We start from the raw sequence: 15500 nt of genomic DNA, 5'->3' as shown, positions 1-15500 counted from the left end.
TAATTACATTAGTGTTAGCTGACGGCGCTCAAAATCTCGAATGCGCTGTTTATAGTGCTCTAATGTTTGTTTTGTTGCCACGCTATGGGTTTGATCCCGTAATTCACCCTCGAGGTTATTCACCAAGCAGCGCGCGGTTTCAACCATTGCCTCGTAGGCCTTAATACTATCTTTGGGGCCAGGAAGATGCATAAAGAAAACCACACCGGGACTGGTAAACTCATCAATTTCATCAAGGTTGAAATTACCAGGCTCTACCAAGTTTGCGACACTAAACTGAATTTCACCAGTACCGTCAGCATTTTCATAGCGATGAAAAATACTCATTTTTCCATAACGAACATCGCAAGCCATTAAAATCTGTAGCAGATCATTGCCTTTAAAAGGCTTACCTTCCGGCGCCATCGCATTGATCACCAGTAACTCTTGGTGAGACGCCTCAGAATCACCGCCATTACTTGCTGTGGAGGGCTCGGGGGTGTCTGCATCAAGATGCTCAGAAATATCGCCGTGATCTACATGTGAAGACGCTTCACGGCCAGTATCAGCCGTATTGATCGACGACCAACCAGCCACAATTTCATCTTCATCATCGTCTTCTACATCAGCCGGCATTTTGGCGCGGTATTCGTCGGCAGGATCCGTGAACAAAATATCATCGCCAGACGGAGCCTCAGCATCAAACTCACTGTCGGTCTCTTGTTGCTTAACTTCACCACCTTCGGGCTCAGCCTTCCACTCGGGTTCTCGTCGAGTTGAAGCCGCTGTTTGGCCCCGCTTGACATGCAAGCTGGGCGTTTCTCTGACAGCAACAACTCGTGCCGTTCCTGAAGGGAGCTCAGGGTTTGTTAAGTCGTCGTCATCATGCCGCTGTTTAGCACTTAATCGAATAGTATCGCGACGATCTTTACGCATCCGTCGGAACCCATCAAGCAACACTGCTGTCGCCAGCAATGCACCTATTACAATTAACCAATCTCTTACATTGAGATCCATTACCTAGCCCTTAATTCGTCGTAGCCGCCGCATTCTCAAAATTTGTTATGGCCTTGGATAAAATCTTCTCACTATTGTTCCACGCGATCTAGGAAATATCCAGATTCTAGCCTTATTCGGTACTTACATTGCTGCCATTTCTGCTGCTTTCTCTAGGTCCACCGAAACCAAACGAGATACCCCTGGCTCATGCATGGTCACACCCATAAGTTGATGCGCCATTTCCATCGCAATTTTATTGTGACTGATATAAATAAACTGTACTTCTGAAGACATTTCTTTAACCAAACGCGCATAGCGCCCCACATTGGCATCATCAAGGGGGGCATCCACCTCGTCGAGCATACAAAATGGAGCGGGATTAAGGCGGAAGATCGAAAACACCAAGGCGATAGCGGTAAGCGCTTTTTCACCACCAGATAACAGGTGGATAGTACTGTTACGTTTACCCGGCGGACGGGCCATGATTGAAATCCCAGTATTGAGTAAATCATCTCCGGTCATTTCAAGTGAGGCACTACCTCCCCCAAACACTTTGGGGAATAAATCCTGTAAACCGCCGTTAACCTTATCAAAGGTTTCTTTAAATCGATTTCGGGTCTCTTTATCAATACGACGAATTGCGCCTTCAAGGGTCTCTAGGGCCTCAACCAAATCATCATTTTGCGCATCTAAATAGTTTTTGCGCTCAGATTGCTGCTTATATTCTTCAATAGCCGCTAAGTTAATAGGCCCGAGTCGCGTAATACGCCGCCCAGTTTGCTCTAGAGATTCGACCCATTCAGATTCGTTTGCGCTGTCGGGAAGCGTCTCAAGCACTGACTGTAAATCAAACTGAGCTTCCTGCAATTGATCTTGAAGACCTTTTCTTCGTACCTGCAAACCCTGATTCTCTACCCTAGCCTGTTCTAGACTATTGCGAACAGTTTGCAAGCGCTGCTCTATACCATGACGCTTCTGCTCGTTTTCACGCACTTGATTATCGACCACTTCCAGTGTCCGCCGCGACTCGGCCAGCTCTTCTTCTACCGCTAAACGCTGTTCAAGACGAGCCTCCAGCTCCATTTTTAAGTCTTCAACTGGCGCATCATTTTCATCCAAATTTGCGGCAAGTTGCTCACGGCGCTCTTGTAATTGCGCCAATTGCTCCTCAGTACGTGAAATATTTTGTAATACCGAGTCACGCTGCGTACTCAAAGACTGATGCCGCATGGCCAGTTGGTGGGCGTGATCTTTACTTTGACGGGCTGTTTGTCTTGCTGCATCGAGTACTGAACGATTATTGTCACGCTCGCTCAACAGGGCCTCACGCTTATCAGAATCTTGCTCCATCGACTCTATCGCTTCCTGCAACGTCATTCTTGCCTCTGCAATTGACTCTTGCTCTAATTGGAATTGATTACGTAATTCTTTGCCATCACCATCTAGTTGTTGGCTTCGTGCCAAAACCTGTTCAACCCGGGCTTGCTGAGCACTTAACTTTGCCTTTAACTCACTGTGCTGACGGTTATATTGCTGAACTTCACGATTTAAATTCTCTCGCTCTTGCTCTTGGCTTTTGAGTAATTGCCTATCACTTTCTAAGGCATCAACAATGGCTTGAATGCGAATTTCTGCAGCGTCAATATCCTCTCGCAATTGCTGTAAATCTTGCTGACGCTGGATCACCCCACCTTGCTCAGTATCTCCGCGACTCACCCTCAGCCAGTTACGCCCCAGCCACAACCCCTCAGGCGTAACTATCGACTCATGGGGTGCTAGACGTGAACGCATTGATAACGCAGAGAGTAGATCGTCTGCGACTCGAACACTCTCGAGCAAGCCTTGCAGCGCAGAATTCCCGGTCACTTTATCCGCCAGTGACGAGCCTTCGGGAGCATTGCTAGTCGCGCCTTCTACAAAACACACCCTACCTTCTTCCAAACCATCGAGAATACCGGCAACACCATCGAGGGAATCTATGCATAGTGCCTGCAACTGATCACCCAACACCGTTTCTACTGCTTGCTGCCAGCCCTCCGCCACCTGCAACTGCTCCGCTAGTCGGGGGGTATTGTGCAACCCTTTTTCTTCTAACCAAGTTGCAGTAGTTTTGTCACCCTGACCCAAGGCTGCCTGCTGAAGTGCTTCCAGCGATGCCATACGGCCGCGCTTACGCTGCAAATCACTGCGGCAGGTATCCAGCTCATCACTGGCTTGTTTAATACGTTCCCGGCAGTCACTAATCGCCGGAATTAATTGATCATGCTGCTCTTGAACGGAAGAGGCCTCTAGCTCAACTTCTGCCGTTTCTTGTTGAAGCATTTCTATATCGCCGTCGGTATCGTCTATATGCAAACCCCGACGCTCTTGGTCCAGCTTTTCGATACGTTCCTGCAAGCGCTGCAGGCTTAATTCCAAATGTTGAATACGAGACTGCTCAACTTCTGCACGCTGACGCGGCCCAGCCGCTAATTGATTAAATTCATCCCAGCGCTGCTGCCAAGATTGCATGGAATCTTCAGCATTCGCCAAGGTCTCCGCTGCGCTTTCTTCAGAGGCTTCGGTAATTTCAAGTTCCGGTTCAATTTCCTTTATTTCCGCTTCCCACAAGGCAATTTTTTCACGATCGTTGTCGAGGTGACGGCTTGTTTCTTGGACATTCACACTTAGCTGCTGCAAATCAGTATCTAATTGCTGACGTCGTTGCTGCTGATGCTGAATACTCTGTTCTGTCCGCGCTATTTCAGCGCCAATGCTATAGAACCGGCCCTGCACTTCATTAAAGGCATCATTGAGCTGGCTATGCTGATCTCTAGCCTGCTCTATACCGGTATTCAAACCGACTTGCTCGGTAACAATCGCTTCGCGCTCTAGCTCCAAGCGATTGATATCTTGTTCTTTTAAACCCGCTTGATCATCTAGGGCCTTCCACTGTAAAACGTGAAGCTGAGCCTTCAATAATCGCTCTTCTTTTTTATACTCTGTGTACTTCTCGGCCGCTGCAGCCTGACGTTGTAAGTGCTGCAATTGACGTTCTAGTTCATCGCGAAGGTCGGTCAAACGCTCTAAATTTTCTTGGGTGCGACGCATTCGGTTTTCAGTTTCCCGACGGCGCTCTTTATACTTTGAAATCCCTGCGGCTTCTTCAATAAAGACCCGTAACTCTTCTGGCTTAGACTCAATTAGCCTGGATATCATACCCTGCTCAATGATGGCATAACTTCTCGGACCTAAACCCGTGCCGAGAAAAATATCAGTGATATCGCGACGCCGGCACTTTGTTCCATTGAGGTAGTATTCCGACACCCCTTCTCGAGTCACTTTTCGACGAATAGCGATTTCATTATAAGCGGCGTATTCTCCGCCGAGTTTTTTATCCGTATTGTCGAATACCAACTCAATACTTGCCTGACCAACGGGCTTTCGGTTGACCGAGCCGTTAAAAATAACATCGGTCATCGACTCACCGCGTAGATTTTTAGCCGAACTCTCCCCCATCACCCAACGCACCGCGTCAATGATATTTGATTTTCCACAGCCGTTCGGGCCAACCACCGCCGAAAGATTTGTCGGAAAATGGGCGGTTGTTGGGTCTACAAACGATTTAAAACCCGCTAATTTAATACTTTTAAGACGCATAAACCAATAACCAACACTTTTATGGTGCTACCACACGGAATGTTATTATGTTCTGAGGCAACAACAGGATAAATTTGCGCAATGCGCGATTATAGCGATAGCTGCAGGGACTAACAGTAGAAATTGTTAAATTTATACGCACAAGGAAATTATTTCACTAATCACCTTGCACAGAGGTAATCGCGATATTCAGCGGCCCTGCCACCTCATTTAACTCCACAAGGAGAGGTTGTCCTACCCAATCACCATCGCGCCGAATAGCGGTCCCCGCTCGGCTAATATGAGCAGACAGTACAAACTCTGAGAAGTCTTCTAAACGCATTCCCTGCCGAATCACGTCTGCATCCGTCAACTGAAGAGTTATTGGCCACGCCTGATCGGTCAACAAGGGACTCCGCAGCGCAGCAATAGGCATCGGATTACCATCGTTACTTTTGGCGACGACAAACAACACTCCCTCCGGCGTCTCACCCAAATCAGGCGCTAAGGATACACTGACATCCACAGCCTGTAACTCACCCGCGGCAGCCATTCTCCGCTTCGTTTCAGCAATACCACCACTGATAACCCCTACTTCAACAGATCCCGGAGGCAATTGCAGAAGTAACTTTTGCCAATACATCAAAGCATCATTGTAATTCCCCTGGGCAAAAGCATCGATGCCTAACACGCCTAAGGCGGTTGCCTGTGTTGGGTCAATTGCAACAACTCGGTTTAACAAACTTCGAGTCTGCTCATCTACTATTCGGCCAGCCACCAGGTAACGAGCTTGAGCCAATTGCGCCAACACATCGGCATCTTGCGGGTACAATTGTTCAAGCCGTTGGTAATAAGGCAAGGCGCCCGCAAAATCCCCTTGCTGACGATACAGGGTCGCCATCATAACCAAATGTTCACCGCTATGCGGTCGCTTTGCCAAAATGCGTTCGACAATATCCTGATAACGCTGCCACCGAGCATCGTTAATGCCATCGCTTACTATTTCCTTTTGCAAGGTTTGCAAAGCGATATCGTGTCGATAGCCTAAATGGTCATATAGGGCAAAACAAAGCACTGGAATAACGATCAGCATGATAAGTATATAGCTGCGCTTTGACGCAGAAATAGCAGTTTGTTCTACCTCTGCCGACTCAGTAACAAGCTGCCGATCTAAGTCCTGTGAAAGCTCATTGAGTTGAGATTCATCAATCAAGCCAGATTCAAAATCACTTCGTAACTCCGATTGCCGTTGACGATAAAAATCTCGTTGAGAACGGCGATGAAGTTCAAGATTACTCTGGTTGGACTGCCCACTGCGTAAAGACAATAAAATTAGAATAGCAGCAAGCAGAATTAAAACACCTAAGCCAATATACAAACTGATCATTCGCGACCTCTCGAATCGGCGACATCATCAGCAATCAGCAGCTCTTGCAAACGTGCTTGCTCCGCCTCTGTCAGGCTATCATGTTGCGAAGATAATGAATTTTTACGGCTCGCAGCCATTCGCCACCACACCAACAAACCCAATGCCAGCAATACTAACGGCGCAAACCACAACACAGCGGTTTGGCCATTAAAGCGAGGTCGATACAGAATAAAATCGCCATAGCGGGCAACCATATACTGGGTTATTTCGATATCTGCTTTGCCATCCATAATCATCCGATGAATTTGTCGGCGCAAATCCTTGGATATCTCAGAGTCAGAACCTGATAAATTTTGATTCTGACATTTAGGACAACGCAACTCTTCAATGAATGCATGGTAACGCTGCTGCTGCAGTGGCGTATCAAACTGATAGGTTTCAATCACCGCACCGGCATTTAGGCAGCATAGCAATAAAGCACAGGTCAATAAAAACGACTTCATTGTGATTTACCCTGCCCATTTATCTCTGCCAACAGCGGCACAAACTCGGTATTCCAAACCCGCTCATCCAGTGCGCCTTGATAGCGAAATCTAACAATACCCTCAGCATCAATTAGATACGTTTCAGGTGCGCCGGTTACGCCCAGGTCCAAACCAAAAGATCCGTCTTGATCAAACAACGTCACGGTATAAGGGTTACCTTTTTCATTTAACCAACGTTTAGCCGCAGTGATTTCATCCTTGTAATCAACACTGACAATGCGCATACCCTCCTCTGCGAGCTTCACTAAAAACGGATGCTCGTAATGGCAACTAGGGCACCATGTAGCCCAAACGTTGAGCAAAAATACCTCACCAACAATATCCGCTTTAGTTACAATACGGCCATCACTCAAAGCAGGCTTAGAAAACGCGGGCAGAGGTTTGTTAATTAACGCCGACGGCAAATCTGTTGGCGCATAATCACCAGTAAGCACCCGACGCTCAACGCCAAAGAAAATCACCGCTAGCAGTGTAAAAATAAGGACTGGCAAAAATAACTTAAGTCGCTGCACTGCGTGCTCCTTTTGATTCAGCAACGCTAGGCTTCCGAGGACGATAACGCTTATCACACACCGCCAGCAAACCACCTACTGCCATTAATATAGCCCCTAACCAAATCCAACGAATAAATGGTTTTACGTGGATTCGCACTGCCCACGCGTCTTTACTAATAGGCTCGCCAAGCGCCACAAAAACATCTCGCATTAAGCCAGCATCAATAGCAGCTTCAGTCATCACCTGACCGCTGCGGGCATGATAACGACGCTTTTCAGGGTGCATTTCTGCAATTACGTTGCCATTTTGCCACAGCGAGAAAGTGCCGCGCTGGCCTTGATAATTAGGCCCTTGAATATTGTCAATGGCATCAAAACTAACTTCGTAAGAAAATGCCGTGCTCACACGCTCACCAACCTCCATACGAATGTCTTGCTCATTATTAAAGCTCGTCACCATGGCAACCCCAAGAATACTGGCAGCAAAACCAAGATGCGCAACCAGCATGCCATAGTACGATGGTGTCAGCCTCCGCAAACCTTGATAAAACGTCGCTGCATTACGGGTTTTGTTTCGCAAATTAACCGCGCTACTCAGAACTATCCATGCCGTAAGCAAGACGCCTATCATGGCGCCAATATGCCAACCATCAGTGAATAACTGCGGTAGTAACACCGCCAATATTACACTGCTAACAAACGCAACCAGCATCGGTTTTAGCCATGAGGCGGGGTTACTCCGCTTCCACTGCGATGAGGGGCCAAGGCCAAGAACCAAGGCCAGCAAGCACATCAGCGGTACAAATATGGCATTAAAATAAGGCGGCCCCACCGAGTATTTACCCAAACCGGCAAAATCCATTATCAAGGGAAATAATGTTCCCAAAAGCACCGTCATCGCCGCGACCAACAACAGAATATTATTGACCAGCAACAAGGCTTCTCTGGATAGCAGTTTGTAAGATGGTGCAGACGCATTAGCCGGCGCTCTGAACGCGTATAACGTTAATGAACCACCCACGACAATTACCAAGAACCCGAGAATATACATACCTCGCGTAGGGTCTGCCGCAAAGGCGTGAACCGAGGTTAAAACCCCAGACCTAACTAAAAAAGTTCCCAGCAAACTTAACGAAAATGCAAAAATGGCTAACAACAAAGTCCAACTTTTAAAGACACCACGTTTTTCAGTTACCGCCAATGAATGAATTAAGGCAGTGCCAACCAACCAGGGCATAAATGACGCATTCTCTACTGGATCCCAAAACCACCAGCCGCCCCAGCCCAATTCGTAATACGCCCACCAACTGCCAAGCGCAATGCCAACGGTTAAAAACAGCCATGCAATATTGGTCCACGGCCGAGACCAGCGCGCCCAACTTGCATCCATTCGGCCACTCATCAATGCGGCTATCGCAAATGCAAATGCGACTGAAAAACCCACATACCCGATATAAAGCATAGGTGGGTGAATAACCATCCCAGGGTCTTGTAATAAGGGGTTTAAATCTTGACCATCCAAAGGGGTGTTAAGTAAATGACGTGTAAAGGGGTTTGATGTGAACAAAGAAAAACCGAAAAAACCAAGCGATATCATCCCCATTACTGAGAGCACTCTGGCCAGAATATCCAAAGGAAGCTGACGTGAGAAAAGCGCCACGGCCACAGTCCACAGCGTTAACACCTCTAACCAAAGTAATAATGAACCTTCGTGGCCGCCCCATAAGGCACTGAATTTATAGGCAGAGGGCAATAATGAATTCGATTGAGCGGCAACAATATCAACAGAAAAGTCATCGTTTAAGAAGGCATAAAACAAGCTGCCAATGGCAATTGAGGTAAATAAGCATTGCGCAAAGCTTAGGTAGCGCCCTGAGCGCATTGCCAAATCATCACCGCGAAACACGCCCCACAAAGGGAGGATCGCCAAAGCGAGAGCAAAGCAAAAGCCCAGTATTAAAGCCACATGCCCAAATTCTACAATCACAACGTACCCTTCTCTTCGGTCTCGGCGCGGCTGGCCGCAGATTTCTCTAAGGCTTCGCTAACCTCTGGCGGCATATACGTTTCATCGTGCTTGGCCAAGACTTCGGTGGCATAAAAAACTCCATCTTCAGCCAATTTTCCCGAAACCACGACACCCTCACCCTCTGCAAATAAATCCGGCAATATACCTTCATACTCAACGGTGACATTGGCACTAAAGTCGGTTACTACAAATTGTGTCTTTAAGCTGTCACTGGCCCTGGTCACGCTACCCTCTTTTACCATCCCGCCAGCGCGCATGGCTTTCCCAACTGGTGCATTACCAGCAGCAATCTCTGCTGGTGGGTAAAATAAGTTGATATTTTCTTTAAGAGCGTAACCCAAGAGTCCAGCGGCAAGCCCGGCAACGGCCAATATAAATAGAACAATTAATAAACGCTGTTTGCGTTGAGGGTGCATTGCCATAAGTATCTCTTAACTATTTACTTAGCTGCTAAACTAGCAGCGCCACTTATTTGCTATCGAATGACGACGTTTTTTTACGTCGAACTATTGATCGAATTTGACGTTCTGCCTGCTTTCGACGCTGCCCAGCCACTATCACCAGAATACCAAGTATCGTCACAGTTGCCCCGTAGCTAAACCAAACATAGCCACCATGACCATCCATAGCGATTAATGCTGCGAAATTGTCAAAATACATTTAGCGTTACTCCCCACAAACTATATTTTGCACCCAGCGCGTATTTCTTTCTCTATCTAGAATTTCTGCCCGAGTAAACAACAGCAACATCCAGCCAAAGAACAAATACATCCCAGCTAAAGTCGCCATCAAAGGTCGTAACATACTAGAGTGAATGGTTGACTGACCGGTAAAGCTGATACTGGCGGGCTGATGCAAGCTATACCACCAATCTACAGACCAGTAGATGATAGGAATGTTCACTGCACCCACAATAGCAAGGACCGCGCAAGCTTTGGCAGCCGCGTCACGATTCTCAAATGCTTGATGTAAGGCAATAACGCCGAGATACAAAAAAAACAATATCAATACTGACGTAATACGGGCATCCCAAACCCACCATGTTCCCCATGTTGGTTTTCCCCACACAGCACCGGTTAATAATGCTAAAAAAGTGAGGGCCGCACCGATTGGGGCGATCGACTTCATTACCACCGCAGCCAATTTCATTCGCCAAATCAAATGAATCGCGCCAGCAATCGCCATTGTCATATAAGCGCCCATCGCTACTGCAGAGGCTGGAACATGAATATAAATGATACGAAAGCTATTACCTTGCTTGTAGTCAGGTGGCACAAATGCCAAGCCCCAAATGGCACCACCAACAAGGAGCAACATGGAGAGAAACGCTAACCATGGCAACAAGCGACCGCTAAACTGATAAAACCAGCGCGGTGATCCCCATTTATGGAAAGTTGAGCTAATAGACAAAACTGTAATCTCTGTGAAATAGCTAGCTTGGTATCATCGCCAGCACAAAAGCTGGATATTATACCTTAGCCCAGCACGAATTAAGCCTGATAACCACAAGATCAACACCAAAGAAGGTTCAAATACCACACTATTGATCTAGGCTGATGCGCAAAGCCCCGCTAATTGCCAATGGCGCTAGGGCCGTTGCCACCAAAAAAAACACGCCTAACATGGCCAGCTGCGGTAAATAGACGCCACCTTCAATCGCTGTTTTCACTGCACTACTACCAAAAATAAGCACCGGCACATACAAGGGCAACACGATAAGCGACAACAGCAAACCACCTTTACGTAGCCCAACCGTTAATGCAGCACCAATAGCACCAACAAAGCTCAAAGCACAGGTACCCAAAATCAAACTTGCCATTAACGGCAGCATTCCTTCTACGGGCAAATGTAAAAGCCCACCTAATAACGGTGACAATAAACTCAGCGGCAAACCCGTCATTAACCAATGCGCCAAGGTTTTTGCTAATACTTGAGGGTAAAGCGGCTGGGGAGACAGCAGCATTTGCTCTAAGGAGGCGTCATCAAAATCTCCTCGGAATACGCTATCACTTGCCAATAAAGACGCCAGTAAAGCAACAACCCATAATATACCTGGTGCCAACTCTGCCAAACGATCTGCTTGTGGGCCAATACCTAGCGGAAATAAAGAACACACCATGACGAAAAAAACCAGCGGATTAGACCACTCATTACCCCGTCGCAAAGACGCAACGACGTCGCGCCGCAATACCGCATACACCAAGCTAATCAATCCAGGATCAGCCATAATGCATTGCTCCAAGATCAACCACCGAGAAATCTTGTGAAAAACTAAGTCGGTGATGTGTCGTCAACAATACCGCGCCACCCTCACTGACAAAATCACTCAACCATTGCTCAATCTCGGCAACACCAGCTAGATCAATCGCAGTAAAAGGCTCATCAAGAATCCATAATTTAGAGGGGATACAAAACAGACGCGCTAAATTTACTCTGCGCTGCTGACCGGCAGATAAAGAAAAACACGGTTGCTCTTCAAACCCTAGCAATCCCACTTTCTCTAATGCCGAGAAAATATTTGCGTCATTTTTCCTTATACCTCTCACCGCACACGACCAACGCAAATTTTCAAGCGGACTCAACACCGCTTTAATACCGGCTCCGTGGCCAATATAAAGTAATTGCTGCAAATAATCATGGCGCTGACGACGAAGAGACTTACCCTGCCATAGTACTTCGCCTTGATAGTAACTCGATAGCCCAGCCAAGATACGTAGCAAGGTCGTTTTGCCACTGCCGTTAGGGCCGGCAACTTGTATAAGCTCACCCGCATTAAGCTGAAAGCTCAATTCTGAAAACAGTACGCGATCATCTCGATCACTGAATAACTGCTTAATTTCCAAACCCGTAGTCGCCAAAACTGCTCCCGCTCAAACACCCGCACAGAGATTCACAGTGCGCGCAAAATCGCCGCCAAGTATATACGAAATATAAGAAATTGAGAGCAGAAAAAGGTAGTTCAGGATACCAACAAGGATGGTAAGGAGGGATTTATCAGTCTAAGTGGATGATTGCTACGTCTAAGAACCTTGTTCATCACGCCAATTCTCGAAATCTTGTGTTACCAAGTCTAGATACGTTAAGGCTTTATCGAGTTCAGTAGATTGGCCCTTTGAATGAAACTTCATCAATCGCTGTTTTACCCAGCTAAGTTCACTCACTAGATGCCCCACATTATTCAACCTTGTCTCCGAGCCCAGCTGCTCAGAACTTAAGGTTCGCGACTCGTCTCCACGTGACGATGAAACATTCACATTCGTCGACTCTACTATACTTACGCCCTCCCGCAGCCGCGCTGTATGACTAGCGTTCAGGCTAGATTCCACGCTGCCTGCACCTGCAGACGACTCAGTGACAAACGGCTCATAACTGGCACTTTCATATTGCAAGACAGAAGGTACCATACTCGCAATGGTATCTTCTCTGGGCCGTAAACGACCATCAAAAAACAACCCCATCGACTCAGCAGGTATCTCCACCATATTATTAGCCGAAAATGGATTATGGTTGCGATCCGCGGCACGTAGTAATCGAGATTTCAATTCGCCATCAATAAAACTCGGTGATTGATGGTTAATTCTGCGCGCCAGCATGAGTTCTAAAGCGCCAATCACGGCAACAAGCAATGACACCAAACTTGGCGTCATTGATACTCGGCGGCTACGAACACGCTCCATGGCTCGTTCTGCTAGCCGGGAACACTCTGCCAACTCAGCCATTTCTAAAACCGTTGCACCACCATACAGAGTATGAAATCCCCGATGAATATCATCGAGAATCCGCTGGCCATCATAGCCATATCGAAGCTCTGCAAGCTGCTCTGACAAACGCTGAACAATCTCCTCTGCCTCTGCAAGGAAAATCGCTAAAATGCCTTCATGCTCCTGTTCGTTCACGACTTACCCGCTGCTAACCAACTAGACCTTTGATGGTACTGATAACGATGCACCTATTGTCAAAGAGAAATGACCCAATATTATCTACTATCACCACCCCTGCAACTGTAGGTTTGATCACACTATTGCAAACTAATTGAGCAATGGCAGCTTCAACGCCCATCGTTTAAATGACCAACAATAGATAGCATTTTATTTTCTAGGATTGCCGCCGTAAAAGGTCTTACTACATAAGCGCTAACTCCCGCCTGCGCAGCCTCTATTATTTGCTCACGTTTCGCATCAGCCGTAATCATTAGCACAGGAATATGAGCTAGTTTATTATCTGCCCGTATGGCGCGAAGCAGTTCCAAGCCAGACATTCTTGGCATTTGTAAATCGGTGATCACCAGATCAAAACGTTGGTTGTGGAGCATGGGTAGAGCAGATAAACCGTCTTCTGCCTCACTAATATAACGATAACCCAACTCTACAAGTAAATTACCAATAATACGCCGCATAGTTGAGAAACTCTCAACAACAAGAATATGCATATCAGCTGGGGTACAGGCCCTAGAAACAACTGGATCAACTTGATCGTTATTGTCACTAAAGGGATTCGGCGATAACTCTGGCTGCTTCTTATCAGTCATTGGCTCGCTCTACCGCTTCGTCGCCCATAACTTGCGCTGCCAACAATTGCTCAACAAAAAACACCAAGTGGCCCTGTGCCTTAGCCGGTAAAGGCCACTGATTCACTTGCTGTGCTAATTCACTCAGCGCTCGCGCAGATGGGCTGCTTGGCGCCGCCAATAACACCGGCACCTGTTGTTTCACCGACTCTCTCAACTTCACGTCAAAAGGTATCGTGCCGGCATAAATCAAAGCGACATTTAAAAACTGGCCACACACTTGATTTAAGGTATCAAACAATTGTCGACCCTCCGCTTCATCCGCGACCATATTTGCAACAATCCTAAATCGGCGCCGAGCAAAATCTCGGTTCAATATTTTAATCAAGGCATAAACATCTGTAATCGAACTTGGTTCATTACACACCACCATTAACACCTCATTGGCAGCCGTAAGAAAATTGATGACCGAATCAGATATTCCCGCAGCCGTATCAATAACAAGAACATCTAATTGGTTTGCAATATCACTAAAATCACGAATTAAACCCGCATGCTCTAAAGCGCTGAGCATGCTCAAATGCCGAGTACCAGAAGACGCAGGAAGAATTTTTACTCCCGCTGGCCCTGGCAGCAAAATATCCTGAAGCGAGCAACTGCCGTCCAGTACATGTTCAATTGTTTTATCGGTTTTTAACCCCAAAAGCACATCGACATTGGCGAGACCAAAATCAGCATCTAGCAAGACTACCCGCTTGCCACTATCAGCCAGCGCCACACCAAGATTAATGGCAATATTGCTTTTACCTACACCACCCTTACCTCCGCTAACAGCAACGACTTGAATGGGACGAGTCATATCGCTGCCGCCTCCGCATCAGGTTGATGAAAGATATTTTCTCGCCACGGAAACCCCCACATTCGGCGAGTATGCTCACCAATTTGCTCAGCGTTACACATCGCCATAATTTTCTTTAACAATCGCTGATCAACCGCTTGAACATCTACCAGCAATACATACAAATTATTTTCTGCATAGCCGCGGTAATCATCCATAGCTGGGTTACCCTGCATTAAGCCTCTTAACCCCCCAAGCCAAGCACCAAAAAATAACAGCGTAAGCGGTAGTGAATACATAATAATAGTCCACGCCACGCCTGATTCGATATTAAATAGTGGCTGAACAATTATCGTCAGCATTACGCCCAAGCAAACACCCCAAAAGCCGCCACGCCAAGCCCCTCCTAGCAGGTTTGTTAGAAGCAAGGATGATGCTAGAGGTAACCCAAGACGCTGAACAGACGCCGCCGCATGAGTAAATACACGCCAGCGCCAACCTTGTAAATGCGGCTGCTTTAACATCTCAACAATCTCGCAAAGCCCCGTGATATCACGGCTTAAAAAAACCAGCCTTCGCTTCATAACATCCCCTATCGGCGCAGCGCCATTACACTTATCCGGCGCGCTACCACCCGTATTTTATGCACCCAATCAAGACAGTGATTGTAAACGATCCGCCTGACTTACCACCTCAGTCAACCGTATCCCAAGCTTATCCTCAATCACAACAACCTCTCCACGCGCAATCAACGTCCCGTTAACCAACACATCCAAGGGTTCTCCCGCTTGCCGATCTAGCTCAACAATGGCGCCTTGATGAAGTTGCAGCAAATCCCGAATTGGCATATCGCTGCCGCCAACCTCCAAGGTTAGACGGACCGGAATATCCATCACCATGGATAGATCCGGACCACTTGGCAAACGTTCACTAAGCCGATTCTCAGCACCGCCAACCGGAGACCGCGCACTAAAAGCCGCGCTACCGGATCGCTCTAAATCTTTGTGATCACCCGCCTCCATTTCTTCCTTTAAGGCCTGTCGCTGGCGACGAAGCTCATCTTGTTTATCCATGATTTACACCTAATGTCGTTAAATTACTCGCAATACTTTCTTAGGAAAT

The 15500-nt window shown here is 47.1% G+C and carries 16 protein-coding genes; all 16 read right to left on the bottom strand.

The window, feature by feature from the left end; genetic code table 11:
• Positions 1 to 3: 3 nt before the first annotated feature.
• The 16 genes from zipA to fliN all read right to left on the bottom strand — a co-directional run bounded on the left by zipA (position 4) and on the right by fliN (position 15451).
• Positions 4 to 996 carry a cell division protein ZipA gene (zipA, locus tag AELLOGFF_RS06990; protein ID WP_159268000.1) on the bottom strand — a complete coding sequence of 331 codons (993 nt, stop codon included), beginning with the start codon at positions 994 to 996 and terminating at the stop codon, positions 4 to 6.
• 123 nt (positions 997 to 1119) lie between these two features.
• Positions 1120 to 4617 carry a chromosome segregation protein SMC gene (smc, locus tag AELLOGFF_RS06985; protein ID WP_159267999.1) on the bottom strand — a complete coding sequence of 1166 codons (3498 nt, stop codon included), beginning with the start codon at positions 4615 to 4617 and terminating at the stop codon, positions 1120 to 1122.
• A 157-nt stretch (positions 4618 to 4774) separates the two neighbouring features.
• Positions 4775 to 5983 carry a c-type cytochrome biogenesis protein CcmI gene (gene ccmI, locus AELLOGFF_RS06980; RefSeq protein ID WP_159267998.1) on the bottom strand — a complete coding sequence of 403 codons (1209 nt, stop codon included), beginning with the start codon at positions 5981 to 5983 and terminating at the stop codon, positions 4775 to 4777.
• The gene (locus AELLOGFF_RS06975; RefSeq protein WP_159267997.1) at positions 5980 to 6468 is read right to left on the bottom strand and encodes a cytochrome c-type biogenesis protein; all 489 of its coding nucleotides are present in this window, start codon (positions 6466 to 6468) and stop codon (positions 5980 to 5982) included. The genes ccmI and AELLOGFF_RS06975 overlap by 4 nt, the downstream gene beginning before the upstream one ends.
• Complete coding sequence (locus AELLOGFF_RS06970) at positions 6465 to 7022, bottom strand: DsbE family thiol:disulfide interchange protein (protein WP_159267996.1); 558 nt, start codon at positions 7020 to 7022, stop codon at positions 6465 to 6467. The genes AELLOGFF_RS06975 and AELLOGFF_RS06970 overlap by 4 nt, the downstream gene beginning before the upstream one ends.
• Positions 7009 to 8991 (bottom strand): heme lyase CcmF/NrfE family subunit, encoded by a 1983-nt coding sequence (locus AELLOGFF_RS06965; RefSeq protein ID WP_159267995.1) that lies wholly within the window; start codon positions 8989 to 8991, stop codon positions 7009 to 7011. The genes AELLOGFF_RS06970 and AELLOGFF_RS06965 overlap by 14 nt, the downstream gene beginning before the upstream one ends.
• Entirely contained in the window at positions 8988 to 9449 is a 462-nt protein-coding gene (gene ccmE / locus AELLOGFF_RS06960) for a cytochrome c maturation protein CcmE (protein WP_159269311.1), read from the bottom strand. Before ccmE ends, AELLOGFF_RS06965 begins: the two co-directional genes overlap by 4 nt.
• A 52-nt stretch (positions 9450 to 9501) precedes the next feature.
• Positions 9502 to 9693: a heme exporter protein CcmD gene (ccmD, locus tag AELLOGFF_RS06955; RefSeq protein ID WP_159267994.1), complete on the bottom strand. Its 192-nt coding sequence runs from the start codon at positions 9691 to 9693 to the stop codon at positions 9502 to 9504.
• A 6-nt stretch (positions 9694 to 9699) separates the two neighbouring features.
• Complete coding sequence (locus AELLOGFF_RS06950) at positions 9700 to 10437, bottom strand: heme ABC transporter permease (protein WP_200842707.1); 738 nt, start codon at positions 10435 to 10437, stop codon at positions 9700 to 9702.
• A 136-nt stretch (positions 10438 to 10573) separates the two neighbouring features.
• Positions 10574 to 11260, bottom strand: coding sequence for a heme exporter protein CcmB (ccmB, locus tag AELLOGFF_RS06945; protein WP_159267992.1), 687 nt, complete (start codon positions 11258 to 11260; stop codon positions 10574 to 10576).
• Complete coding sequence (gene ccmA, locus AELLOGFF_RS06940; RefSeq protein ID WP_159267991.1) at positions 11253 to 11891, bottom strand: cytochrome c biogenesis heme-transporting ATPase CcmA; 639 nt, start codon at positions 11889 to 11891, stop codon at positions 11253 to 11255. The genes ccmB and ccmA overlap by 8 nt, the downstream gene beginning before the upstream one ends.
• Before the next feature lie 162 nt (positions 11892 to 12053).
• Positions 12054 to 12929 carry an Hpt domain-containing protein gene (locus tag AELLOGFF_RS06935; RefSeq protein WP_159267990.1) on the bottom strand — a complete coding sequence of 292 codons (876 nt, stop codon included), beginning with the start codon at positions 12927 to 12929 and terminating at the stop codon, positions 12054 to 12056.
• 152 nt (positions 12930 to 13081) lie between these two features.
• Positions 13082 to 13462, bottom strand: a complete 381-nt coding sequence (locus tag AELLOGFF_RS06930; protein ID WP_159269310.1) for a response regulator — start codon at positions 13460 to 13462, stop codon at positions 13082 to 13084.
• Positions 13463 to 13553: 91 nt separating this feature from the next.
• The gene (locus AELLOGFF_RS06925; RefSeq protein ID WP_159267989.1) at positions 13554 to 14399 is read right to left on the bottom strand and encodes a MinD/ParA family ATP-binding protein; all 846 of its coding nucleotides are present in this window, start codon (positions 14397 to 14399) and stop codon (positions 13554 to 13556) included.
• A complete protein-coding gene (locus AELLOGFF_RS06920; protein WP_159267988.1) occupies positions 14396 to 14962 on the bottom strand; it encodes a hypothetical protein in 567 nt (188 codons plus the stop codon). Before AELLOGFF_RS06920 ends, AELLOGFF_RS06925 begins: the two co-directional genes overlap by 4 nt.
• 69 nt (positions 14963 to 15031) lie before the next feature.
• A complete protein-coding gene (fliN, locus tag AELLOGFF_RS06915) occupies positions 15032 to 15451 on the bottom strand; it encodes a flagellar motor switch protein FliN (RefSeq protein ID WP_159267987.1) in 420 nt (139 codons plus the stop codon).
• Positions 15452 to 15500: the final 49 nt, after the last annotated feature.

The organism is Zhongshania aliphaticivorans, assembly GCF_902705875.1.
Taxonomy (GTDB): domain Bacteria; phylum Pseudomonadota; class Gammaproteobacteria; order Pseudomonadales; family Spongiibacteraceae; genus Spongiibacter; species Spongiibacter aliphaticivorans_A.
This window is presented reverse-complemented; position numbering and strand designations above follow the sequence as displayed.